Source organism: Azospirillum sp. VT-I1 (assembly GCF_055698305.1).
The window spans coordinates 693,742-718,947 of sequence record NZ_CP168804.1; the positions used below are offsets into that span (position 1 = coordinate 693,742).

Below are 25,206 nucleotides of genomic sequence, written 5' to 3' on the forward strand. Positions count from 1 at the left end.
TTCCTCACGCATCAACGATTACGGCGACAATCGCCGCCCGTCAGTGTCGGGTCGGCAGCTCCGCGAGAGCCAGCGCCGACAGGGTTTGGATCGCGTCATGGACGAGTTGGTAGGCGGCTTCGATCCGGCTGAGCGCCTGATCGCATTCCACCTCGTCGCCAGTGTCGCGGGTCTCCTGCCGGACGGCACGGAACAGGGTCAGCGCCTGCCGCCCGATCGTCCTGTGGCTTGCCCACAGGCCGCAATCCTCCTGCAGATCCAGGGGGATATGCAACAGGCGATGGCGCAGCACCGCCGCGTCCAGCTCCAATTCGGCGATGCGAAGGGTCAATGTCGGTGTCATCGATGTCATGCCCTGCGGGACGGCCTTGCCCGGACCGCCCCGCTCTGCAGTCGTGCAAGCCGGATCAGCCGGCGACCAGTTCGGCCATGGCCGCCTTCATGCCCTTCGCCTCGATGGCGGCGAGGCTGTCGGCGACGCGGGCGGCAAGGCCGGGGATGGCGGTCAGGTCCTCCTTCCACAGCCGGACGTCCGACAGGACCGCAGCCACCAGCGCCGGCGGGTCGCCGGCGTTGGCCGCCCCGTTGGCAGCCCAGGCGGCGCCCATGGCGGCGATCACCTCGGCATTGTCGCTGATCGGGTAGGACCCGGCCTCGCGCTCGCCGGTGTAGGCGCCGCTGATGTTGAAGCCGCGGTAGAAGCGCAGCAGCGCCGCCAGCGAGAAGGACAGGCCGGCCGGAGCCTGCCCGTCGCGGGCAACCGCGTCCTTCAGGCTGGGCAGCACGCGCACCTGCCATTTCGACACCGAGTTGAGCGTGATGGAGATCAGCTCGTGCCGGATATAGGGGTTGCCGAAGCGCTCCATGATGGTGCGGGCATAGTCCTGCCGCTCCGCCTCGGGCAGCGGCACGAAGGGGACGATCTCCTCGAACATCACCTTGTTCAGGTAGGCCGAGACGGTGGGGTCGTCCATCATCGACTTGACGGTGTCGAGCCCGGCGCAGTAGGCGGCCAGCGCGCTGGCGGTGTGGGCGCCGTTCAGAATGCGGACCTTGCGGGTGCGGTAGGGCTGCAGATCGTCGGTCCAGACCACGTTCAGCCCGGCCTTGTGCAGCGGCAGTTCCTCGGCCAGATGAGCCGGTCCCTCGATCACCCAGACATGGAAGGGCTCGGCGGCGACGGCCAGCCGGTCCTCATAGCCCCATTTGGCGGACAGCGCGGCGGCTTCGTCCTTCGGATAGCCGGGGACGATGCGGTCGACCAGCGTGTTCAGGAAGTGGTTGTGCGTCTCCACCCAGTCGGCGAAGCCGGCCTCCAGGCCCCAGCGCTTGGCATGGGCCAGCACGATGCGCTTCAGGTTGGCGCCGTTGGCCTCGATCAGCTCGCAGGGCAGGAAGACGAGCCCGTTGTCGGCGCTGCCGCCCAGCGCCTTGTACCGGGCGTACAGCAGGGCCGCGACCTTGGCCGGAAAGCTGTCCTGGCAGGCGCCGGGGGTGTGGGGCTCCTCGCGGTCGGCGATGCCGGCCTCGGTGGTGTTGGAAACGAAGAAGCGCAGGGCCGGCGAGCAGGCCAGCTCCACCATCCGCGCCCAGTCGGCATAGGGGTTCAGCGCTTCGGAGACGCAGGAGACGACCCGGCGCGATTCGACCTCGCGCCCGCCTTCGATGCCGCGCAGCAGGACGGTGTAGAGGTTGTCCTGCGCCTTCAGGAGGTTGGCGATGCCCTGGTCCAGCGGCTGGGCGATGGCGACGCCGGCCTTGGTGAGCCCCTGGCCGTTGGCGACATCGACCATCCAATCGACGAAACCGCGCAGGAAGTTGCCGTCGCCCACCTGGAGGATGGTCACGGGCAGGGTCGGCGCGCCGCCGGTATGGGCGACGTCGAACGTGCCGCCGGCAAGCTGGTCACGGGTCAGGGAACGCATGACTGGGCATCCTTACAGGAGCGGAAAAGGCAGGGCCGGCGCCATCGGGGCAGGCGCGGGCGATGAGTTCAATATACTAATATATTAATCTAAGGTGCAAGCGGAAAAGGGTGCGGCAATATGGTTGAGGGGGTGCAGAGGCGGCTTGGGTGGAGGCCGGTCGGCGCGGGAACTTCCGGAAAAGAGCGCCCCTCCCCGCGCGCGGCGGAGAGGGGCAAGGCTTCGGGAGGACGCCCGAGAGGAAACGGGTTGGAACGGGACGGGATCAGGCGTGCGCGCCGACCTCCTGGACCGCCGGCTTGGGTGCGGCCACGGCCGCAACCGGCTTCTTCAGCACCCGCAGCGCCACGGCCGTGACAACGGTGCCCACCACCAGGGCGACGACATAGCCCAGCAGATGCGTCACCGCGTTCGGGATGGGCAGCACGAAGATGCCGCCATGGGGAACCTTCAGCTCCGCCCCGATCGCCATGGAGATGGCGCCGGTCAGGGACGCGCCGATCATCAGCGCCGGAATGACACGCAGCGGGTCGCGGGCGGCGAAGGGGATGGCGCCCTCGGTGATGAAGGCGATGCCCAGGACGGCGGCGGCGTTGCCGGCCTCGCGCTCCTCCGCCGTGAAGCGGTCGGCGAACAGCTTGGTCGCCAGCGCCAGACCCAGCGGCGGCACCATGCCGGCGGCCATGGCGGCGGCCATCGGGGTGTAGACCTGCGACGCGATCAGGCCGGTGGAGAAGGCGTAGGCCGCCTTGTTGACCGGGCCGCCCATGTCGAAGGCCATCATCGCGCCGATCAGCAGGCCCAGCAGGATCGCGCTGCTTCCCTGCATGCCCTTCAGCCAAGCGCTCATCCAGGCCAGGGCTTCGGCGACGGGAGTGCCGACGACGTAGATCATCAGCAGGCCGGTCAGCAGCGAGCCCAGCAGCGGCAGGATCAGCACCGGCTTAAGCCCTTCCAGGTTGCGGTGCAGCTTGATGTGCCGGTTGAGGAAGGCCGTGCCGTAGCCGGCGATGAATCCGGCGACGATGCCGCCGAGGAAGCCGGCGCCGATGCTGCCGGCCAGGATGCCGCCCACCATGCCGGGGGCGATGCCGGGACGGTCGGCGATGGAATAGGCGATGTAGCCGGCCAGCGCCGGAACCATCAGGGCGAAGGCACCCTTGGCACCGATCTGGAACAGGGCGTAACCCAGCGTCCCGGCGTTCGATTCCTCATAGACGTAGATGCCGCCCAGCGCGAAGGCCAGCGCGATCAGCAGGCCGCCGGTCACCACGAAGGGCAGCATGAAGGACACGCCGGTCATCAGGTGCTTGTAGGGGCCGGTGCGCTGGGCCGACCGCTCCGCCTTGCCGGCGGCGACCGCGTCGGCCAGCGGGACGGCGCCGCCGCCGGGGGCGCCATGCGGCTTCGCCTCCGCCAGCGCACGGGTGACCAGGGCCTTGCCGTCATTGATGGCGGGCTTGGTGCCGCTCAGGAACACGCGCTTGCCGGCGAAGCGGGACAGGTCGATCTGGGTGTCGGCGGCGATCAGAACGATGTCGGCATCGCGAATCTCCTCGTCGGTCAGCGTGTCGCGCGCGCCGACGGAGCCCTGGGTCTCCACCCGGACCCTGTGGCCCAGCGCGGTGGCCGCCTGCTGGATGCCTTCCGCCGCCATGAAGGTATGGGCGATGCCGGTCGGGCAGGAGGTGATGGCGACGATCCGGCGCGGTCCCGCGGCAGACGCCGCCCCGGGTGCTGCGGCAGGAGCGCCCAGCGCCCGCTCCACCACCCCGCCCGGATCGGCCAGCACCTCGTCGAGCGAGGCGGTGCTGCGCTTCAGCGTGGCGAAGCGCCCTTCGTCGAGGTCGCCGCCGCCGATCAGGACGACGCTCTCCGCCCTGGACAGCAGCGCGGGGTCGAGCGGGGACTGGATGCCGAGGCTGGTGCGGATCTCCACCTGGATACCATGCCCCAGCGAGGCCGCGGCCTTGCGCAGGGCTTCGGCCGCCAGAACGGCCTGGGTGGTGAGATCGCCCGCCGCGATCACGGCCAACAGGTTCGCCATTGTTTCCTCCTGGCGGGTTCGGTCCCGCCCCTGTCACTGTGTTGAGTCTCGTCCGATGCCGCCGGGCGGCAAGAATCAGGTGCCGAAATCAGGCGGGCGAGGTCAGCGCCACCTGCGCCGCCAGCGATCGCACCACCGCCGGGTCGGGCAGGTTGGGACCGAAGCAGCCCAGCTTGGCGGCGGCGAAGGCCACCGACAGGCGCGCCACATCCTCCAGCCCGCCGCCCGTCTGGAAGGCGGCGATCAGGCCGGCGACCATGGCGTCGCCGGCGCCCACGGTGCTCAGCGCCGTCACCGGCGGCAGCCGCCCGTGCAGCGCGCGCTCGCCGCAGACGAACAGCGCGCCGTCCGCCCCCAGCGAGACCACGACCACCGCCACGCCGCACCGGTGCAGGCCGCGCGCCGCCTCAAGCAGGTCCGCCCCGGTCGGCAGCGGCCGGCCGGCCCAATCCTCCAGCTCGTGGCGGTTGGGCTTGATGCAGTGGGGCAGCGCACCGGTGGAGGCCAACGCCGCCGCCAGCGGCGCCCCGCTGCTGTCCAGCACCACCCGCGCGCCGGCCGCAGAAAAGTCGGCGGTCAGCCCGGCATAGGCGTCGGCCGGCAGTCCATCGGGCAGGCTGCCGGCCAGCAGGACCGGCGTGCCCGGCTCCACCAGCCCCAGCACCGTCTCGCGCACGCGGTCGAGAGCGCCGGCATCGGCGCTCAGGCCCGGCAGGTTGATGTCGGTGGTGTCGTTGGCGGCGAGATCGGCGATCTTGATGTTGACGCGCGTCTCTCCCGGCAGCCGCAGGAAGGCGTCGGCAATGCCCTTGGCCCGGAACAGCGCCTCGAACGGCGCGGCGTTGCCGCTGCCCAGCAGGCCGGCGGCGGCCACCGGCGTGCCCCAGTCGGCCAGGCAGCTGGCGACGTTGACGCCCTTGCCGCCGGCATTGTGGCGCACCGCCTTGGCGCGGTGGACGCTGCCGGGCTTCAGCGCCTCGACCGTGATGGTCTGGTCGATGGCCGGGTTCAGGGTGACGGTGACGACGGGTTTCGTCATGACGCACCCCGTCCAGCGCCCGCACCTCGTCGGAGGATTCGCAGTCCAGCGCGCGCCGGGCGAGATCCTGCAGACCGGCAAGGTCGCTGTCGCGCAGCCGGTCCTTGACGCCGGGGATGTCGCGCGGGGTCATCGACAGCTCGCGCACGCCCAAGCCCGCCAGCAGGGCGGCGCCGAACGGGTCGCCGGCGATGCCGCCGCAGACGCCGACCCAGCGGCCATGCTTCTCGGCCCCCTCCACCGTCATGCGGATCAGGCGCAGCACCGACGGGTGCAGGCTGTCGGCCTCCGCCGCCAGTTCGGGATGCTGGCGGTCGACCGCCAGCGCGTACTGGGTCAGGTCGTTGGTGCCGATGGAGAAGAAATCGACATGGCGGGCCAGCACGTCGGCCTGGATTGCCGCGGCCGGCACCTCCACCATGATGCCCAGCGGCACCGCCGGGGCGTCCAGTTCCGCCCGGATGCGGTCGCAGACGTCGCGCAGCGTCTCGATCTCGCGCAGGGTGGTGATCATCGGGAACATGATCAGCAGCGCACCCGGCTTCGCCGCCTTGGCGGCGCGGTAGAGGGCGCGCAGCTGCGGCTCCAGCAATTCGGGATGGCGCAGAAGCAGGCGGGCGCCGCGCACACCGAGGAAGGGGTTCTCCTCGTGCGGCAACTGCAGGTGCGGCACCTGCTTGTCACCGCCGATGTCGAGCGCGCGGACGATCAGCGGACGGCCGTCCAGCGCCTCCAGCATGGCGCGGTAGGTCTCGTACTGCTCCTCCTCGCTGGGGGCGTCGCCGCGCTCCAGGAACAGGAACTCGGTGCGCATCAGCCCGACGCCCTCGGCACCCTGGGACAGCGCCACCGGCACCTGATCGGGACGGTTGACGTTGGCGCCGATCTCCACCGTATGGCCGTCGCGGGTGCGGGCGGGCAGGCCGCGCCGCTCCTCCTGCTGGGCCTTCTTGACGCGCTGCTCCTCGATCCAGCCATGGGCGGCGGCGAGGTCGGCGTCGGACGGGTCGAGATAGAGGCGGCCGGACTGGCCGTCGAGGATGGCGGTGGTGCCGTTGGCAAGTTCGGTCAGCGCACCGCCACCCGCCACCATCGCCGGCAGCCCAAGCGTGCGCGCCAGGATCGCGGTGTGGGAGGTCGGGCCGCCCTGCGCCGTCGCCAGACCGATGACGCGGCCCATGTCGAGTGCGGCGGTGTCGGACGGCGACAGGTCGTCGGCGACCAGGATGCAGGGGGTGTCCGGCAGGTCGCGGATCGAGCCGCCGCGCAGGTCCGGGTCGATGCGGGTCAGCACCCGGCGGCCGACGTCGCGCAGATCGGCGGCGCGGCAGGCCAGCACCGGGTTGGGGTTGGAGGCAAGCTTCGCAGCGCTGCGTTCCACGGCCTCGTTCCAGGACCAGCCGGGGCCGTGCCCCTCCACCATCAGCTGGCAGGCCAGCGTGATGAGGTCGGTGTCGTTCAGCAGTTCCGCCTGCGCCGCGAAGATGCCGGCCTCGGCGGGACCGAGACGGCGGGCGGTGTCGTCGGCCAGAGCCTTCAACTGCTGGCGGGTCAGGTTCAGCGCCTCGTGCAGGCGGTTGCCGCCCTCCAGCAGCGGGGCCGGACGGTCGGGCACGGCCAGATCGGCCTTCGGCATGACATGGACCGGACCGATGGCAAGTCCGGGGCTGGCGCCGATGCCGGCGACCACCGGCATTTCACGACCGCCATTCGCGCCATCGGCGGCGGCCGGCGGAGTCCAGCCCTGCACCACGGCCTTCGCCTTGCGCGCCGCGGCGGCGGCATCCGCCTTCTCCCGCGCGCTCAAGCCGGTGATGGTCGCGCGCAGGCGGTTCAGCACGGCGCGCGCGTCCGGACCGTCGGCGGACACGGTGATGCGGTCGCCGGGCCGCAGGCCGAGCTGCAGCAATGCCACCAGCGTCTTGCCGTCGGCCACCTCCTCCCCGTGGCGGATGCGGACGCGGCCGGCGGCGGCGCGGGCGGTCTCCACCCAGGCGGCGGCGGGACGGGCATGCAGGCCGGTCGGGTAATCAACCACCCACTCGAAGGTCTCGGCGAGGTCGCCTGCCTCCGACGCCGGGGCGGCCGGCAGCGCGGACTCGTCCGACAAGGCGGCGACCAGATCGGCCGGATCGGTGGTGGTGAACAGCGCGCCCAGACGCTGCTCGTCCTGCATCAGGCGGGTCAGGCGGCGGAGGATGGCGATGTGGGCGTCGGACTGCGCGGCGATGGCAACCACCAGCCGGGCGGTCTGCCCGTCGTTCCACACCACGCCGTCCGGCACCTGCAGGATGGCGATGCCGTTGCGGCGGACCAGGTTGCGGTCGTCCACCATGCCGTGCGGGATGGCGACGCCATGGCCGAGGAAGGTGTTCGCCACCGTCTCCCGCCGGATCATGCTGTCGGCATAGGCGGGGTCGATGCAGCCCGCGGCGATGAGAAGCTGCGCCGCCTCGCGGATCGCCGCCTCCTTCCCGGCCGGGGCGGCGCCCAGGCGGATCAAATCCGGGGGAAGGCTAAGGGGGTGCATGTCGGTGGCCATGGCGACCGTCTCCTCCGCATGTTTTTGTGTGACCTCTTGAGACTGAGTGAAAACGATTACAGTTCCGCTGTCAACGCTTGTTGCGTTGCAGCATATGGGCTTTTCCGGATGAACGGCTTGTCAGGCGCGCAAAAATGGGGGATGTTCTGAAGAAGGCGCTGGAAACGTTTTCAGGAATCTTCTCAAAGTGTGCCGCGCCCTGGTCATCTTCGGCCGGCGCCGCTAAGGTTGCCGCCCCTCGAACGGGGCACCCTCCACACGATCGGTCTGGACATGAGCGTCTCGGGAAAAACCGCCAGCATCAAGGATGTGGCCCTGGCCGCCGGCGTATCGGTCGCCACCGTGTCGCGCGTGCTCGGCAACGGCCCGGTCAGCGAGGCGCTGCGCAAGCGGGTGGAGGACGCGGTGCGCGCCACCGGCTACCGCCCCAACCTGTCGGCGCGGCGCCTGCGCTCCCAGCATTCGCAGACCATCGGGCTGGTGGTGTCGGACATCCGCAACCCCTTCTTCACCGCCGTCAGCCGCGCGGTGGAGGATGCGGCCTACCGCGCCGGCATGCGCGTCATCCTGTGCAACAGCGACGAGAATCCGGAGCGGGAGGAGCTGTATCTCCGCCTGATGCAGGAGGAGCGGATCACCGGCCTGATTTTCGCCCCCACCCGCAGCACGCTGGACCGGCTCGACGGGCTGGACCTGGATTTCCCCGTCGTGCTGATCGACCGCAACGCGCCGACCGGGCGGCACGACGCGGTCGTGCTCGACAACCCGCGCGCCGCGGCGATGCTGGTGGAGCATCTGCATGACCAGGGCTACCGCCGCATCGCCGGCCTGTTCGGCAACACCAGCACCACCGGCCAGGAACGTCACGACGGCTACCGCGCCGCCATGGCCGCCCGCGGCCTGACGCCCGCCGCCCGCTTCCTCGCCCCCTACGCCGACGCGGCGGAGCAGGCGGTGGTGGACTGGATGGCCGAACCCGACCGGCCGGAAGCCTTCATCGTCAGCAACAGCCTGTTCCTGATGGGCGTGGTCAAGGCGGCCCGGCGTCTCGGCCTCTCGATCCCGGACGGGCTTGCGGTCGCCGGCTTCGACAACGAACCCTGGACCGAGTTGGTCGGCCCCGGACTGACCGTGATCGAACAGCCGGTGCAGGACATCGGCCGGTCCGCCATGGCGCTGCTCTTCGAACGGCTGGAGGAACCGGACCGCCCCAGCCGCCGCCTCGTCCTCGGCGGCACCTGCATCCTGCGCGGGTCCACCGCCGCCCGGATGGCCGCCCGTTCGACCGACGCCGGCTGACCGTCCGCCCGGCCGCCGCCTGCCGGCACTTCGGACATGGATCGAAGGTTCCATTTTACCGCCTCCCCAACCCTGGGGGCGGAGCGCGGCGGCGCGCTTGCTTCGCCGTCGGTGCGCAGCCGGCGCATGTCCGGGGTAATCCCACCGCTTTAAAATTGGTGTTCTCGATAATCAAGACCCGAAAGATTCGTCGGGACTTCGATTATCACCCAACGAACGATCAATAAAAAATACCCTTGCGGTGTGTTGGAAGAACAGTTCCGAAAGCGGCGTTGACCATAGCCGCGGTCTCCTACTACCGTTCGATGTGCAAATGCGAAAGAACAAACCCACTCAAGACTGAGTAACGCTGTCTGAGAGAGTTTGTTTCTTCACGAGAAAATAATCGAGATCAGCGGAACTTTTGTTGGTTATGCCAGCAATCTTCGCATGGGATCCGGCGTGACCGGTTCCTTGACTGAACATCCGGGCCACCGAAAGGGATGAATCGTCCACCGCACATGCCCATCGCCGCAGCCTCGGGGGAGGGGCCGGCGCCGAATCCCGGACAAGAGCCGCAACGCCGCCGGGATGACGCGGGACCGACGCTTCAGGGGACACCAACGGGGGTGAGAGCGTGATGCAAAATGGTTCCACCGGTCAGTCTGCGGCAGCAGCACCGGCCCGGCGCAGCTTTGCGCGGGACGGCGTCGCCACAATTCTCGTCACCGCCGCCACGATGGGGCTTGGCCTTCTGACGGGCGTCCTGGTCGCCCGCACGCTGGGACCGGACGGCCGGGGGGCGCTGACAGCGGTGCTCACCACGGCGCAGCTTCTGGGCTGGCTGTTCGGCATGGGCTGCGGCAAGGCGGTGACCTATGCGCTGTCCCGCGATCCCGCGGCCGGCGGGCGGCTGCTGACCACCTGGGTGCTGATGCTGCTGCCGGTCGGCGCCGCCGCGGTGCTGGCGGGTCATCTGCTGCTGCCGACCCTGCTGGCTGCCCAGCCGGCGGAGACGCTGGAGTTGGCCCGCCTCTACCTGCCGATGATTGCGCTGGCTCTGCTGTCGGAGCTGATGCTGGGGCTGGTCCTCGGCGACCAGGATTTCCGCAGCTTCAACGCGCTGAACTTCCTCCAGCCGGCCGGCGTCGCCGCCTCCTATGCCGTGCTGTGGACCGTCGGGCTGTTCACGGTGGAGGCCGCGGTGATCGCCCAGGCGGCGATGAGCACGCTGGTGCTGGTCGCGGCCCTGCTGATTCTGCTGCGGCGCCACGGCATCGGCCGGCCCGACCTGGCGCTCGGCCGCAGCACCGCCTGGTATGCGCTGCGCACCCACGGCGACGTGGTGGGGGGCGTCATCACCCAGCGGCTGGACCTGCTGATCATCCCGGCCTTCCTGCCGGCGGCGCAGGTCGGGCTCTATGCGCTGGCGACCAGCCTGTCCTGGCTGATCGTCAACCTGTCGAGCGCGCTCGCCACCGTGGTGATGCCGGCGGCCACCCGGCGCGGCCGGTCGGGACGCGATCTGGTGCTGAACAGCCTGCAGGCGACCTTCGCCGTCGGCGGGGTGCTGGGGGGCGGGCTGTTCCTGTTCGCCGACATCGCCATCGGTCTGGTCTATGGCCCCTCCTTCGCCGACAGCGCGCTGCCGCTGCGGCTTCTGCTGCCGGGCGCAGTGCTCTATGCCGCGGCGGCGATCCTGCTGAACGGCCTTTATGCCGAGAACCGGCCCTTCACCGCCACGCTGGCCAACCTGCTTGGCATGGCGGTCACGGTGGGCGGCCTGCTGCTGTTCCTGCGCAGCGGCGGGATCCTGGCGGCGGCGGCCGTGTCCACCGTCGCCTACGCGCTGGTGTTCGTCGCCGCGGCGGCGCTCTACCGGCGGGCCACCGGGCTGCCCTGGCGGGCCTTCCTGCCGGACCCGGCGCTGCTCGCCTCCCTGCCGCGGCACCTGCTCAACAAGACGCCGCCGGCCGCCGCCACCGCGGCCGGACATGGCGGCGAATAAGCGGGCGGACCGCCTGACTCCGGAAGCCGCCTGCAAATCGCCTGGAAATCGCCTGGAATTCGAGGAAACCCACGATGCGACTGTCGCTCCTGACGCCCGAATATCCGCCCGGGGAAAAGCTCGGCGGTATCGCCACCCACACCCAGACGATGGCACGCGCGCTGACCCGGCTGGGCCATGCGGTGCAGGTGGTGACGCCCTGGAAGGCCAGCGGTCCGGCCGCGGGGACCGTGATCGAGGACGGGGTGACCGTGCAGCGCGTCGATCCCGGCCCGCGGGTGCAGCCGATGCTGGACCGCTTCCGCACCAACCGCCGTCTGGCCGACGCCGTCCGCTCCTTCCGTCCCGACGTGGTGCACGCGGCGGAGTTCGATGCCGACGCCTGGTGGCTCACCCGCTTCAGCACCATCCCGGTGGTGACGCGGCTCGCCACCCCGACCGGGCTGGTGGTGGACACCAACACCGGCAGCTGGGGGCCGCACACCCACCTGCTGAACGCGCTGGAGCGCGACCAGACCAAGCGCAGCGCCGCGATCTACGCCTCCACCCGCGCCATCGCCCGCCGGGTCGCCGACTACTGGCACATCGCGCCGGAGCTGATCCAGGTGATCCCCAACAGCATCGACCTCGCCGCGGTGAAGGCCGCCGGGGCCGGCCGGCCTCCCATCCCTCTGCCGGGGCGCTTCATCGCGTTCTTCGGCCGTCTGGAAGGGCGCAAGGGCATCGCCGCCCTCGGCCGCGCCATCCCCGCCGTGCTGGCCGCCAACCCCGACCTGCATCTGGTGATGGTCGGCGGCGAGGATCCGGCGAGCGCCGCCGTCATCGACCAGTTCCGCCGCGACGTGGCCCCGGTGGCCGACCGCGTGCTCTTCACCGGCGCCCTGCCGCGCGAGGACGCGCTGGCCGTGGTGGCGCGGGCGGAGCTGGCCGTCGTGCCGTCGCTGTGGGAGAGCTTCGGCTTCGTGGTGGTGGAGGCGATGGCGCTGGGCGTGCCGGTGGTCGCCAGCGACTGCGGCGGCTTTCCCGAGATCATCGAGAACGGCCGCTCCGGCTGGCTGGTCCCGCCGGGCGAGGCGGCCCCGCTGCGCGACATGCTGATCGCCCGGCTGGCCGACCCGGACGGGCTGAAGGCCGCCGCCGCGGCCGGGCTGGAACGCGCCAAGGTCTTCGACGTCGACACGGTGGCCGCACAGGTCGCCGCCCTGCTCGAACATGCCAAGGCCGAGCGCACGCAGGCCGCCGGCGCCGGCATCTACAACAACGGCTACCGCCGCCATTTCCGCCCCGACCATCCGACCACCCCCTTCTACCGCATCTATGACGAGAAGCGGCGCGCGGTGGCAGCGGAGTTGGAGCGGGCGCCGCGGATGCGCATCCTCGACGTCGGCGGCGGCTATGGCCGCATCACCGGCCCCTTCGCCGAGCGCCACGACGTGACGCTGGTCGACATCTCACACGAGATGCTGGCCGAGGCGAAGGAGCGCTTCCCCGCCCTGGCGGTGCAGCAGGCCGACGCCCGCAAGCTGCCCTTCCCCGACGACAGCTTCGACCTCGTCATCGCCATGGACCTGCTCTGCCACCTGCCGGACCTGGAGGCCGGCGTGCGGGAGCTGAAGCGGGTGGTGAAGCCCGGCGGCCGCATCGTCTGCGACACCACCAACGCCAACCCGCTCTGGGTGATCGCCTATCCCCGCTACTACCGCTGGCGGCCCGACCGGCTGCTGGCGACCATGCGCTGTCATGGCGTCCTGCCGGAATGGAAGGCGCTGGTCCGCCACCATTGGGCGCCGGAAATGCGCAAGGCCATCGACGCGACCGGCCTGACCCTGCAGAAGACCGACCATTTCGGACCGCCGGGGGTGGCGAAATGGCACCTGTGGTGGTGCAAGCGCGGCGGCAATGGGCCGGAGGGGCGCGCATCGTGACGAAACCGTCCCTGCTCCTCTTCCTCGCCCATGGCGGCGACCCGCACCGCGTCGCCATCGCGCCGGTGCTGGCCGCCGCGGCGGAGCGCGCCGGCTGGGCCTTCGACCTCTATTACGACGGGCGCCGCAGCGGCCGCCATTTCGGCGGCTGGGAGGACGGCAACCGCACCGAGGCGACCGGCACCGGCAGCCTGATGGCCGGCGGGCGGCACCTGGACCATGCGCTGTGGCTGACCACCCGCTACCGCGTCGTGGCGCTGGGCGATCCCGCCTCGCCGCTGTGGCCGGTGGTGGAGGCAGGCGGCGAGTGCGCCCTGCGCAGCGCCGACCCCGCCGCCCTCTATGAGGCCGCCTTCCGCCTGCTGGGGCAGCCGCTGCCCGACGAAGTCGCGGTGCTGGACATGGCGCCGCAGACCCCGCTCGGCATCGTCGCGGCTCCCTTCCTCTACCCGCGCCTGCTGGCCGAGCCGTGCCTGGGCATCGACGCCAGCGCGGATGCCGACCTGCGCGCGCGGCTGGAGGCCTTGGGTGCCCGTCGCTTCGTCGGACTCTGCGTCGATCCGGTGCGCGCCCGCCATTTCCCCGGCGGCCTCGATGCGGTGGAGGGCAAGGTGGCCGGCGAGAGCTACGCCAGCTTCAGCGCCGGCCTTGCCCACCGCCATGCCGGCTGGGGACGCGGCACCCTGCTGGGCGACCCGGACCTGATCGCAGCACAGCTGCCGCTGGCGGCGGCAAAGCGCCTGCTTCCGCTCTACGGCCGGCCGCAGACCGACGTGATCGACCGCGCCGCCGACCTGATCCGCGCCGGGGCCGACCCGGTCTATGGCCGGCAGTTCGACGACCACGACTTCTTCGCGCTGGGCCGGCTCGGCCGTGGGCTGCAGATCGTCGATCCCGATCCGCCCTTCGCCAGCGCCGCCGCGGTGCCGCTGCGCATCCCGGAGCCGCCGCAACCCTTCACCGACTACGAGCCCGACGACGCGACGCTGCGCCGCTGGGCGGATGAGGGGCGGGTTCTGACCACGCTGGTGTTGTGGTCGGGCATGATCCGCGAGCTGCACTGCATCCCGCGCATCCTCGATCTGGTGGCGGCGACTGGCCTGCGCTGCGGCCTCGTGGTCACGGTCGACAGCCTGACCCAGTCCAGCCCCGCCGACCTCGCCCTGCTGGCGGTGCCGGAGGAGCGCGGCGGCGTGCTGGGCCGGGTGGAGCTTCTGCTCGGCAGCACCGGCCGCGGCGTCTGCGCCGAAGGCGAGATGCAGGCGGACGAGCTGGCCCGCCTGCTGACCGATGCCCGGGTGGAGGTGGCGACCATGCTGCCGCCCGGCCTGATGCCGCGGGGCTGGTGGCCACTGGTCGACTCGCCCCTGGTGCCCGGCAGCACGCCGCGCCTGCATTGGGAGGAGGGCCGGCCGGTCCTGCGCATTTCCCCACGGCCCCGCCCGTCGGAAACGCCGGCCGCCAGCGCCGCCTCTGCCGACACCGGGGCCGCGGCGCCGCGCGCCACCCCGGACCGCCGCCCCGGCGATGGACGCCCGGCGCATGATCGGCAACGCGCTGCGCCGCTACCGGCTCGACCGCTTCTACGAGGCGTGGCGCCCCTACGACGACGCCCGTCCGGGTCCGGTCCGGCCGGACATCGCCGCCGCCGTGCGCTCCGCCGGCTTCGGCTACATGTGGACCAAGGCCGGATTCGGCAGTCCCGCCCCGGCCCTGGTGGACGGCGACTTCGTCGCCCTGCCCTTCACCGCCGGTGACTGGGACGGCTGGTCGCCCTTCTACACCATCCGCAACACCGCGCAGGTCCGCTCGGCCGAACGCCGGCTGGCCCGCGGCGGCAAGCCGGGATGGCTGGCGTCCAACATCGACTCCATCCTGTGGATGCTGCCCGGCGAGGTTCTGGAGAAGGGCCGCGCGCTGTTCCAGGTCGCCCAGCTCGTCGCCGGCGGCGGCGGGACCGGCAAGCTGGTCAACGTCACGCCCAACACCGTCGCCCGCTATGCCCGCATCCTGGCGGAGGCGCAGGCGGGACAGCCGGCCTCCGGACAGACCGCCCCGCCACCGGACCGTCCGTCCGGCACGTCTGGAGCAGCACAAGAGATCGCCGCCTCCAATACCGCCCATACCAAGACCGCCCATACCAAGACCACAAGAGACCCGGCCGAGGTCGGCTGAACCGCCGCCCGTCCCGCCTATCGGCCTTTCCCGCGCACAGTCAGTCGAGATAGAGGAGTTCAGCCCATGGAAGCACCGGAACACCGCCTGCCGTCCGGCGCGGCCGGTTTCGCCTCCGGTCTGGTCGCACCGCCGGTCGGTTCGGGCGCCGACAAGGTCGACGTCAAGCGGCTGGCTCAAACCCTGTGGCGCCAGAAATGGCTGATCCTGGGCATCACCGCGGTCCTGTGGCTGCCGGCGGTGCTGCTGATCAACTCCATGACGCCGCTCTACAGCGCCTCCACCGTGGTGGTGATCGACCCGCACCCGAACCGGGTCATCAATATCCCCTCGGTGTCGGAGCCGATGGGCATCTATCAGGACACCGTCAACACCGAGGTGGAGATCCTGCGCTCGCGCGATCTCGCCCGCCGGGTGGTGGAGGCGCTCAACCTGGGGCAGGAACCGGAATATGCGGCGACCGCCGACAAGCCCGGCCCGCTGACCCCGCTGCTGGAGGACGGCCGCGCCCTGCTGACCGACGTGGCCGGCGCCCTGCCGGAGCCGTTGTCGGCCATGCTGACCCCGCCGCCCCGCCCCGCCGCCCCCACCGGCAACGCCGCCGAGATGGAGAGCGCCCGCCTGATCGACGCCTTCCAGAAGAACCTGCGGGTCAGCCCCGGCGTGCAGTCGCGCGCGATCCGCATCACGGTTGAGGCCAAGGACCCGCAGCTGGCCGCCCGCGCCGCCAACGCGGTGGCCGACGCCTATCTCGCCATCCAGGTGGAGGCGAAGCGCAACGCCACCCAGCGCGCCAGCGAATGGCTGCAGAGCCGGCTGGACGAGCTGCGCCAGGACATGACCGCCACCGGCCGCGCCGCGGTCGAGGCGATGCGGTCGGAAACCGGCATGGTGAAGGGCCGCGACGCCCCGCTGGTGAACGAGGAGATGTCGGCCCTGAACGCCCAGCTGGCGGAGGCCCGCACCGCCCATGCCAACGCCCAGGCCCGGCTGCGCCAGCTGCAGGCCGTGCGTCCCGGCAACCCGGAATCGCTGGTCGGCGCCGACATCGGCGGCGATCCGCTGATCACCGGCCTGCGCCAACGCCAGGCGGCGCTCAGCGCCCAGCTGGCCGAGCTGCGCGCGCAATATGGCGACCGCCACCCGGCGCTGACCCGTCCGGCCGCCGAACTGCGCGACCTGAACGCCTCGCTCGCCACCGAGGTCGACCGCGTCGTCCGCGGCCTGCGCGGCGAGGTGGAACAGCAGGTCGCCAAGATCCAGGACCTCAGCCGCCGGCTGGAGGGTCTGCGCAGCGAATCCTTCGACACCCTCCAGGCCGACGTGCGGCTGCGCGAGCTGCAGCGGCAGGCCGACGCGTCGGACGACAATTACCGCCGCGCCGTCACCCGCCTGAAGGAGACCCAGGTGCTCCAGGCGCTGGAGATGACGCCGGACGTGCGCATCGTGTCGTCCGCATCGGTGCCGGGCGGTCCGGTCGGGCCGGGCAAGACGGTGCTGGCCGGGCTGGCCGCCGTCGTCTGCGGCGCCATCGCCACCGGCATCGCGCTGGTGCGGACCATGGGCCAGCGCGGCGTCTACAGCTCCCATCAGGTGGAGGCCCTGCTGGGCCTGCCGGCGGTCGGCATCGTGCCGCTGCTGGGCCGGGCCAAGCGGGGGCGCGGCGCTCACTCCGCCCGCGATCCCTATGCGGAGACCGGCGGCAGCGACTTCGCCGAGGCGGTCTGGCGGCTCTGCGCCCGGCTGCGGCTGGCCCGCACCGGTGCCGAGACCGCAACCGCCAAGGGCGGCGAAGTCATCATGCTGACCTCTTCCGTTGCGGGCGAGGGCAAGACGACGCTGGCGGTGGCGCTGTCCGCCTTCCTGGCCGATGCCGGCCGCCGCGTGGTGGTGGTCGATTGCGACACCCGCCGGCCCAACGTCCACCGCCTGCTCGGCAACGGCCGCCCGCCCAAGGGCCTGACCGACCTGCTGGACGGCGACGCCACGCTGGATCAGGTGCTGCACCTGGACGAACGCCGCCGGGTGGCGGTGATCGCCGCCGGCCGGCCGGTGGACCGGCCGCAGACCCTGCTCGGTTCCCAGGCGATGCTGTCGCTGCTGGTGGAGCTGTCGGAACGCTACGACGTGGTGGTGCTCGACACGCCGCCGGTGCTGTCAGTGTCCGACGCGCTGATCCTGGCGCCGCTGGCCGACCGCGTCCTCTACGTGGTGCGCTGGGCGCGCACCGCAGCCAGCCTCGCCGGGGCCGGCATCAAGCAGGTGCGGCAGGTCGGCGGGCGGGTCAGCGGGGCGGTGCTGTCGATGGTCAACGCCCGCGAACACGCGAACCTCGAATATGGCGCGCGCCCGCCCAGCGGCCGCTCCTACCGCCTGCGCCGCATCGCCTGAGCGGCCGATTTCCAGCCTTTCGCAAAGGCCTGCCCCTTGCCGGAGAACCCACCATGAAAGTCGCGATCGTCCATTACTGGCTCGTCGGGATGCGCGGGGGTGAGAAGGTTATCGAAGCCCTGTGCGAGCTGTACCCGGAGGCCGACGTCTTCACCCACGTCTATCGGCCGGAGCGCATCTCTCCCGTCATCCGCAGCCACCGGGTCACCACCACCTTCATCGACCGGCTGCCGATGGCCCACCGGATGTACCAGAAATACCTGCCGCTGATGCCGCTGGCGCTGGAGCAGCTCGACCTCAGCGCCTACGACTTGGTGATCAGCAGCGAATCCGGCCCGGCCAAGGGCGTGCTGACGCGGCCCGACGCGCTGCATGTCTGCTACTGCCACACGCCGATGCGCTATGTGTGGAGCGGCTATCACGACTATCTGTCGTCGGCCGGGCCGGTCATCCGGCCGCTGATGCCCTATGCCATCCACCGGCTGCGGCAGTGGGATCTGGCGACCGCCGCGCGGGTCGACCGCTTCATCGCCAATTCGGAGACGGTGGCCCAGCGCATCTGGCGGGTCTACCGCCGCGATTCCACCGTCATCAATCCGCCGGTGGAAACCCGCCGCTTCGCGACCGCCGAGCCGCCCGGCGACCATTACCTGTTCGTCAGCCAGCTGGTGTCCTACAAGCGCGCCGACGTGGCGATCGAGGCCTTCAACCGCATGGGCCGCAAACTGGTCGTCGTCGGCGAGGGCGAGGAGTTCCGCCGGCTGAAGCAGATGGCCGGACCGACGGTGGAGCTGCTCGGCCACTGCTCCGCCGAGGAGCTGGACCGGCAGTATGCCGCCTGCCGCGCCCTGGTCTTCACCGCCAACGAGGATTTCGGCATCGTGCCGGTGGAGGCGATGGCCGCCGGCCGGCCGGTGATCGCCCTGAACCGCGGCGGCGCCACGGAGACGGTGAAGGACGGCCTGTCCGGCCTGTTCTTCGACCAGCAGACGCCCGAAGCGCTGATCGAGGCGGTGCAGCGGTTCGAGGCGCAGGAACACCGCTTCGACCCCGCCGCCATCCAGGCCTACGCCGCCCGCTTCGACGGGGCCGTGTTCAAGGCGCGGCTGCGCGAGACCATCGACAGCTGGATGAACGGCGAGGAGCCGTCGCTGGCCCCGGCACGAGCCGCCGTCCACAACGCCCGCGGGCGGGAGCTGGCCCCCGCATGAGCGAGACCATGAGCACCAAAGGCCTGTCCCGCGCCATCCCGCTGGTCCCTGTCGACCCCGATACGACCGAGCGCCTCGGCGTCACCGTGATCGTCCCGACCTATCGCCGGCCGGACCAGCTGGCCGGCTGCCTCGACGGGCTGGTGCGGCAGACCCTGGCGCCCGCCCAGGTGATCGTCACCGTGCGCGACACCGACCCCGCTTCCGCCGAGGTCGCCCGCCGCTACGAGGGCGCGCTGCCGATGCAGGTCGTCGAGATCGAGGTGCCGGGGCAGGTCGCCGCCATCAACCGCGGCATGGACCATGCCCGCGGCGACGTCGTCGCCATCACCGACGACGACGCGGTGCCCCATCCCGATTGGGTGGAGCGCATCGAGGCCTGGTACCGCACCGATCCCAGGATCGGCGGCGTCGGCGGGCGCGACCATGTCTATCACGACGGCGTGCCGGAAACCGGCGAGAGGCAGGTCGTCGGCCGGCTGCAATGGTTCGGTCGGGTCATCGGAAACCACCATCTTGGCGTCGGCCCGGCGCAGGACGTCGATGTCCTGAAGGGTGCGAACTGGAGCTTCCGCCGTGCCGCCATCGCCGACGAGCGGCTGAACACGCGACTGCGCGGCAGCGGCGCCCAGGTCCGCAACGAAGTGGATTTCTGCCTGCGGCTGTCGCGCCGCGGCTGGCGGCTGGTCTACGACCCGCTGGTGGCGGTCGACCATTTCCCGGCCGTCCGCTTCGACATCGATCAGCGCGGAGCCGACCATTTCCACCCGCTGGCACAGGAGAATGCGACCTACAACGACACCATCGCCCTGATGGCCCATTTCAACCCGGCCAACCGCATGGCCTTCGCCGCCTGGGCCTTCCTGGTCGGGACCTGCGAGTTCCCCGGAGCGGTCCAGTGGGCGCGGCTCGCCCTGCGCGGCGACCGCCATGCCGGGGCGAAGCTGCGCGCCACCCTGCGCGGCCGGCTGGCGGGAATGCGCGACTGGCGGGAGTCGCCGGCATGACCTTTGCCACTGCCGGCGCCGCTGCGGGGATCGACCAGACCCGGCTGGGTCACCAGCAGGGCGGCGACGGCCTGCCGTCCATCGCCAAAATGGCCCCCGCCCTTTTCTGGTTCGTGGTGGCGATGCCGGTGCTGATGGGCAAGGCCGGCCTGCTGGAGATCATCTTTCCGGTCGGCGCGCTCGCCACCGGCGCCCTGCTGGTGACGCGCGACCCGGCCCGCTTCGCCGCCTTCACCTGGTGGCTGTGGTTCCTGACGCCGGAGGTGCGCCGGCTGGTCGATTACCAAGCGGGATGGAGCGTGATCAGCCCGGTCATGGTGACGCCGTTTGCCGTCGGTGCCATGACCTGTCTGGTGATCGCGCAATATCTGCCGATGCTGCGCTACCGCGCCTATTTCGGCTTCGTGCCGGTGATGGTCGGGCTGTTCTACGCCTACGTCAACGGCATCTCCCAGGCCGGCATGGCGGCGGCGACCTTCGCGCTGCTGAACTGGCTGGTGCCGGTGACGCTGGGCCTCTATGTCGCCCTGCACTGGCCGATCTACCCGCAGATCCGCGATGCGGTGCTGCGCGCCTTCGTGCTGGGAATGGCGCTGGTCGGGGGATACGGGCTGATCCAGTACTTCGTGATGCCGCCGTGGGACGCGCGCTGGCTCATCAATGTCGGCATGACCAACCAGGGCCTGCCGCTGCCGATGCAGGTGCGGGTGTTCAGCACGCTGAACAGCTCCGGCCCGCTGGCCTTCCTGCTGGTGACCGGGCTTGCCGTGCTGCCGGCGGCGCGCGGCATCCTCGTGCCGATCGCCGGTGCCCTGGCACTGGGATCGCTGCTGCTCAGCCTCGTCCGCGCCGCGTGGCTGGCGGGGCTGTTCGTCTTCGTCTGGCTGCTGCTGACCATGCCCGGACGGCACCGGCTGCGGCTGGTCGCGGTCGGCTGCGGGCTGGTGCTGTGCTCCCTGCCGCTGCTCAGCGTGCCGATGGTCAATCAGGCCATCGTCAAGCGTTTCGACACGCTGAACTCGATGGAGAACGACCGCAGCTATCAGGAGCGGCAGGAATTCTACGGCCGCTTCCTGATCCAGGCGCTGACGGAGGTGCGCGGCGCCGGGCTCGGCACCGTCGACACCGCGACCAAGCTGACCAACGAGGACGGCCATCTCGGCGCCATGGCCTATTTCGACAGCGGCATCCTGCGCGTCCCCTACGAGCTGGGCTGGCCCGGCACGCTGGGCTATGTCGCGGGCATCGTCACGCTGATGGTCGGGCTGCTGCGCCGGGGTGGCGCCCCGCCGGACCCCTTCGCCCGCTGCGCCGAGACCGCCGCCCTGACGATCCTCGGCTGCATGGTGTTCGAACACACGCTGGTGAAGGTCACGGGCGTCGGATTCTGGTTCTTCCTGGGCATGGGCATGGCCGCGAAGAATTACGGGCTCGCCAGCCTCCAGCCCGCCCCGCAACCGGCGGTCCTCCCCGCGGAGCATTTCCAGGAGGATAAGCCCCAGGAGGATAAACGATGGACGGCAGCCTGACCTTCCCCGCGGAGATGCGGGAGGCCAGCGTGCTCCAGCTCGGCCTCGGCTGGTTCCCCGAAACCCATGGCGGGGCGGAGAACATGTTCTATCACCTCGCCCGCCACCTGCCACAGCAGGGCATCGCCTTCTCAGGTCTGGTGCTCGGCAACACCTCCGCCACGCTGGACAACGGTGCCCGCATCGACAGCTTCGCGCCGCCGACCGCCTCGCTGCCACGCCGTGTGGCGGCGGCACGTACCGCCATCGCCGCGGCGCTGCGCCGGCAGGCGCCCGACCTCGTCGCCTCCCACTTCGCGCTGAACACGGTTGGGGCGCTGCCCGCCCTGCGCAACCGGCCGCTGGTCGTCCATTTCCACGGCCCCTGGGCGCTGGAAAGCGCCGCGGAGGGGGCCGGCGCCCTGTCGGTGCGGCTGAAGTTCCTGGTGGAGCGGCTGGTCTACCACCGCGCCACCCGCTTCGTCGTGCTGTCCCGTTCCTTCGGCACCATCCTGGCCGAGCGCTACGGCGTGCCGCCCGACCGCATCCACCGGGTGCCCGGCGGGGTGGAGGCCGACCGCTACGACCTTCCCGACAGCCGGCAGCAGGCGCGGGCGCGTCTTGGCTGGCCGCAGGGACGCCCTGTCATCCTGACGGTCCGCCGGCTGGTGAAGCGGATGGGGCTGACCGCGCTGGTAGACGCCATGGTGGAACTGCGCCGCCGGGTGCCCGACGCGCTGCTGGTCGTCGCCGGCCGCGGGCCGGAAGCGGCGGCGCTGCAGGACCGCATCGGCGCGCTGGGGCTGGAGGAGCATGTGCGGCTTCTGGGTTTCGTGCCCGACGCGCAGCTGCCGCTGGCCTACCGCGCCGCCGACCTGTGCGTGATGCCCTCGCAGTCGCTGGAGGGCTTCGGCCTGACCGCTCTGGAATCGCTGGCCTCCGGCACGCCGGTGCTGGTCACCCCCGTCGGCGGCCTGCCGGAGGTGGTGGAGGGGTTGGACGGCGATCTCGTTCTGGCGGGGACCGACGCGCGCGCCATCGGCATCGGCCTTGCGGAGGCGCTGACCGGCGTTCGCCGGCTGCCCGATGCCGACGCCTGCAGGTCTTTGGTGCGCACCCGCTTCGACTGGCCGGTGATCGCCGCCAGGACCGCCGCCGTCTACCGCGACGCCCTGCAATGAGTACCATCGTCATCCTCTGCGACCATGCCCATCCCAGCGGCGGGCTCGCCAAGGTCGCCATCGCCGGGGCGGTCGGGCTGGCGCGGCGCGGCCACCGGGTGCACTTTTTCACCGCCGTTCCGCCCATCGACCCCGCCCTGCTGATCGACGGCATCACCGTCCATTGCCTGGACCAGCCCGACCTGAAGGGCAACGCCGACCGCATGCAGGCGGCGCTCCGCGGCATCTGGAACCGGGAGTCGGCGCGCGCGCTCGACGAGCTGCTGGCCCGCTGCCCGGCCAACGACACGGTGGTCCACATCCATGGCTGGGCCAAGGCGCTGTCGCCCAGCGTCTTTCCGGTCTGCCGCCGCTCCGGCCTGCCGGTGCTGCTGACCCTGCACGACTATTTCCCGCTCTGCCCGAACGGCGCCTTCTTCGTCTTTCCCGAGGGCGTCAACTGCCCGCACCGGGCGCTGTCGGCCGGCTGCCTCGCCACCGACTGCGACGCCCGCGCCCGGCACCACAAATGGTGGCGGGCGGCCCGGCATGCGGCGGGCGCGCTGGCCGGCGGCTTCACCGGCGGCATGGCGCTGGTGACGCTCAGCGACCGCCAGCGCGCGGTGATCGCGCCGCATCTGCCCCCCGGCACCATCACCCTGCCGATCCCCAACCCGGTGGAGGTGCCGGACGACATCCGCGACCGCGGCCCCGCTCCCGTCGCCGACAGCCGGCATGTGCTGTTCGTCGGCCGCCTGTCGCGCGAGAAGGGCGCCGCCCTGCTGGCCGAGGCGGCGGCCCAGGCGGGGGTGCCTGTGCGTTTCGTCGGCGACGGCGACGAGGCCGATACGGTCCGCCGCCTGAACCCGGCGGCCGAACTGGCCGGCTGGCTGCCGCCCGACGCGGTGCAGGAGGAGATCCGGCGGGCACGCGCCGTGGTGGTGCCGTCGCTGTGGTACGAAACCTTCGGGCTGGCGGCCTACGAGGCGCTGGCCAACGGCGTTCCCGCGATCGTCAGCGACAATTGCGCGGCGGCAGAGGCGGTGCGGACCGGCAGGAACGGCTTCCTGTTCCGCAGCGGCGATGCGGCCGACCTCGCCCGCTGCCTGCACCTGCTCTCCCACGACGGCGAGGTCCGGCGGATGGGCCGCTGCGCCCATGCCGGCTACTGGCAAGCACCCTTCACGCTGGACCGCCATCTCGACCGGGTGGAGGAGGTCTACCGTGCCGCGCTCGGCGGCGGGCTGGCGGCGATGGCGCAGCTCGACGACGCCCCAGCGGTGCGGGGCTGCGCGCCATGACGCCCGCTCCCCCACTTGCCCGCCGCATCGGCAGGCGCTTTCTGCTGGCGGCAGCGCTGGCCTTTCCCGCCGCAGCACAGGCCGCACAGGACAAACCGTTGCGCCCCCGTCCCGATCCGTCGCCTTCGACCGGCCCCGCCCTGTCCATCCGCGACCGCGGCGCCATCGGCGATGGGCGCAGCCATCCGCTGTCCGAACGCTACAAGAGCCTGGAGGCGGCGCGGCGCGTCCATCCGCATGTCCGCTCGCTCGACCAGGAATGCGACTGGGCGGCCCTGCAGGGCGCCGTTCTGGAGCTGTCGCGGTCGGGCCATGGCGGAACTGTGATGGTGCCGCCCGGCCACTACCGGCTGGACGGCGAGATCGTCCTGCCCAACCTCGACCGCTATGACGAGGCCTTCAACGAGGTGGAGATCGTCGGCGCCGGCATGCGCGCCTCGCTGCTGTCCTGGCCGGAGGATCTCGGCCCCGGCCGCTTCGGCATCCGCGCCGGCAGCCGGCTGGCGAAACAGGACGGCACTTTGAGCGATGATGACGGCTACCAGCGCAGCCGCATCGCCCATCTCAGCCTGCGGGGACCGAAGCCCGGCAACAAACCGGGCGACCCGCCGCCGGGCATGGGCGGTGTGGCCCTGACCTCCCGCTTCGTGCTGGAACGGGTGGGGGTGTTCGGCTTCCGCGCCGGGGTGGATGTCTGGCGCGACCATTCCTCGCTGATCTCCTGCCAGCTGACCAAGAACCACATCGGCGCCTACTGGTCGGCGGGGACCGAGAGCTTCGGCGACCATCTGTTCCTCGACACCGACCTTGCCGGCAACACGCTGGCCTCCATCGCCGTGGCGCCGGAGAACGGCATCGACCATTCCAGCTTCATCTCCTGCCATTTCGGCTTCTCGCCCTACGGCATCCTGGCGGAGGACGGCCCACCCAAGCGCACCTTCCTGTCCAACAACAAGTTCCTGGACTGCGCCTTCGAGGCCTGCGGCAACGGCTGGATCCATGGGCCGACGGCGGAGATGTACGGCAACAGCCTGATCGGCTGCAGCGGCTCGCTCCTGCCCATGTACCGGCTGCCGAAACAGCCCGCGGCCGGCCTGATAGTCGTGCGGGCGCTGGAGCGCAACCAGTTCACCGGCGGCACCGCCAGCTTCGGCGATGGCACCAACGACCGCGCCGCCGACATCCAGGCCGCCGCCATCGTCGCCGCCAGCGCCGTCGGCAACCGGTTCGAAGATGCCGACCGCCTGATCCGCCTCGGCCGCGACGGGCTCGCCCCCGCCCTGTCGGTCACCGGCACCTGCCGCGCCAACCGGTTCGTGGCGATGGAGTGTTCCGGCGAGTTCCGCAAGGTCGGCACCGGCGGCATCGACGCCGGCAATCTGGTGCAGCGCGACTATGACCGCGTCCGCCGTCTGGAACCGGACCGCCCGGCCGACGGCGTCGCCCTGACCTCCGCCCCGGCCGGAGGCGTCGTCCCCGTCGCCACCGCCGGCACCGCCCCGGTCGGCAAGACCCGCGGCGCCATCCGCATGGGCACCGTCCTGCGCCCGGCTGGCGCCATGCCGCACCGGGTCGACCCGGCCTCCGGACCGGCGGCGGCGGTGGGAATCGCCGTGGCGGACGCGCCAGCGGGCAGCGACAGCGTGACGGTCGACCTGCGGCTGGAGGTGAGGTGAGACCTTCGTGGAG

16 protein-coding genes and 1 pseudogene are annotated in these 25,206 nt (G+C 71.3%); 12 read left to right on the plus strand and 5 right to left on the minus strand.

The genetic code is table 11. From position 1 onward, the window contains the following. Positions 1-40: 40 nt before the first annotated feature. The 5 genes and pseudogenes from AB8P05_RS25470 to ptsP all read right to left on the minus strand — a co-directional run. Complete coding sequence (locus tag AB8P05_RS25470; RefSeq protein ID WP_472760925.1) at positions 41-331, minus strand: hypothetical protein; 291 nt, start codon at positions 329-331, stop codon at positions 41-43. A 76-nt stretch (positions 332-407) separates the two neighbouring features. After that, entirely contained in the window at positions 408-1,925 is a 1,518-nt protein-coding gene (locus AB8P05_RS25475) for a tagaturonate reductase (protein ID WP_472760926.1), read from the minus strand. A 265-nt stretch (positions 1,926-2,190) separates the two neighbouring features. Then, positions 2,191-3,972, minus strand: coding sequence for a fructose-specific PTS transporter subunit EIIC (locus AB8P05_RS25480; RefSeq protein ID WP_472760927.1), 1,782 nt, complete (start codon positions 3,970-3,972; stop codon positions 2,191-2,193). A gap of 88 nt (positions 3,973-4,060) precedes the next feature. Beyond that, the gene (gene pfkB, locus AB8P05_RS25485) at positions 4,061-5,011 is read right to left on the minus strand and encodes a 1-phosphofructokinase (protein WP_472760928.1); all 951 of its coding nucleotides are present in this window, start codon (positions 5,009-5,011) and stop codon (positions 4,061-4,063) included. Between the two features lie 7 nt (positions 5,012-5,018). Continuing rightward, a pseudogene (gene ptsP, locus AB8P05_RS25490) lies at positions 5,019-7,553 on the minus strand (phosphoenolpyruvate--protein phosphotransferase); the annotation flags it as partial. A gap of 273 nt (positions 7,554-7,826) precedes the next feature. On the opposite strand from ptsP, the gene AB8P05_RS25495 reads away from it, so the two are divergent. From AB8P05_RS25495 to AB8P05_RS25550, 12 genes are all read left to right on the plus strand, one after another. Beyond that, positions 7,827-8,852, plus strand: coding sequence for a LacI family DNA-binding transcriptional regulator (locus AB8P05_RS25495; protein WP_472760929.1), 1,026 nt, complete (start codon positions 7,827-7,829; stop codon positions 8,850-8,852). Between the two features lie 619 nt (positions 8,853-9,471). Then, on the plus strand, positions 9,472-10,839 hold the full coding sequence (locus AB8P05_RS25500; protein ID WP_472760930.1) for an oligosaccharide flippase family protein: 1,368 nt from the start codon (positions 9,472-9,474) through the stop codon (positions 10,837-10,839). Positions 10,840-10,913: 74 nt separating this feature from the next. Then, complete coding sequence (locus AB8P05_RS25505) at positions 10,914-12,764, plus strand: glycosyltransferase (protein ID WP_472760931.1); 1,851 nt, start codon at positions 10,914-10,916, stop codon at positions 12,762-12,764. Next, entirely contained in the window at positions 12,761-14,521 is a 1,761-nt protein-coding gene (locus AB8P05_RS25510) for a hypothetical protein (protein WP_472760932.1), read from the plus strand. The genes AB8P05_RS25505 and AB8P05_RS25510 overlap by 4 nt, the downstream gene beginning before the upstream one ends. Continuing rightward, the gene (locus tag AB8P05_RS25515; RefSeq protein WP_472760933.1) at positions 14,439-14,939 is read left to right on the plus strand and encodes a hypothetical protein; all 501 of its coding nucleotides are present in this window, start codon (positions 14,439-14,441) and stop codon (positions 14,937-14,939) included. Before AB8P05_RS25510 ends, AB8P05_RS25515 begins: the two co-directional genes overlap by 83 nt. 66 nt (positions 14,940-15,005) lie before the next feature. Further along, complete coding sequence (locus AB8P05_RS25520) at positions 15,006-17,330, plus strand: GumC family protein (RefSeq protein WP_472760934.1); 2,325 nt, start codon at positions 15,006-15,008, stop codon at positions 17,328-17,330. A gap of 53 nt (positions 17,331-17,383) precedes the next feature. Beyond that, positions 17,384-18,541, plus strand: a complete 1,158-nt coding sequence (locus AB8P05_RS25525) for a glycosyltransferase (protein ID WP_472760935.1) — start codon at positions 17,384-17,386, stop codon at positions 18,539-18,541. Beyond that, positions 18,538-19,548, plus strand: a complete 1,011-nt coding sequence (locus tag AB8P05_RS25530; RefSeq protein ID WP_472760936.1) for a glycosyltransferase family 2 protein — start codon at positions 18,538-18,540, stop codon at positions 19,546-19,548. Before AB8P05_RS25525 ends, AB8P05_RS25530 begins: the two co-directional genes overlap by 4 nt. Next, entirely contained in the window at positions 19,545-21,077 is a 1,533-nt protein-coding gene (locus tag AB8P05_RS25535; RefSeq protein ID WP_472760937.1) for an O-antigen ligase family protein, read from the plus strand. The genes AB8P05_RS25530 and AB8P05_RS25535 overlap by 4 nt, the downstream gene beginning before the upstream one ends. Positions 21,078-21,091: 14 nt before the next feature. Continuing rightward, positions 21,092-22,237, plus strand: coding sequence for a glycosyltransferase family 4 protein (locus AB8P05_RS25540; RefSeq protein WP_455175177.1), 1,146 nt, complete (start codon positions 21,092-21,094; stop codon positions 22,235-22,237). Continuing rightward, the gene (locus tag AB8P05_RS25545; RefSeq protein WP_472760938.1) at positions 22,234-23,517 is read left to right on the plus strand and encodes a glycosyltransferase family 4 protein; all 1,284 of its coding nucleotides are present in this window, start codon (positions 22,234-22,236) and stop codon (positions 23,515-23,517) included. The genes AB8P05_RS25540 and AB8P05_RS25545 overlap by 4 nt, the downstream gene beginning before the upstream one ends. After that, positions 23,514-25,193, plus strand: coding sequence for a DUF2190 family protein (locus AB8P05_RS25550; protein WP_472760939.1), 1,680 nt, complete (start codon positions 23,514-23,516; stop codon positions 25,191-25,193). The genes AB8P05_RS25545 and AB8P05_RS25550 overlap by 4 nt, the downstream gene beginning before the upstream one ends. Positions 25,194-25,206 lie beyond the last annotated feature (13 nt).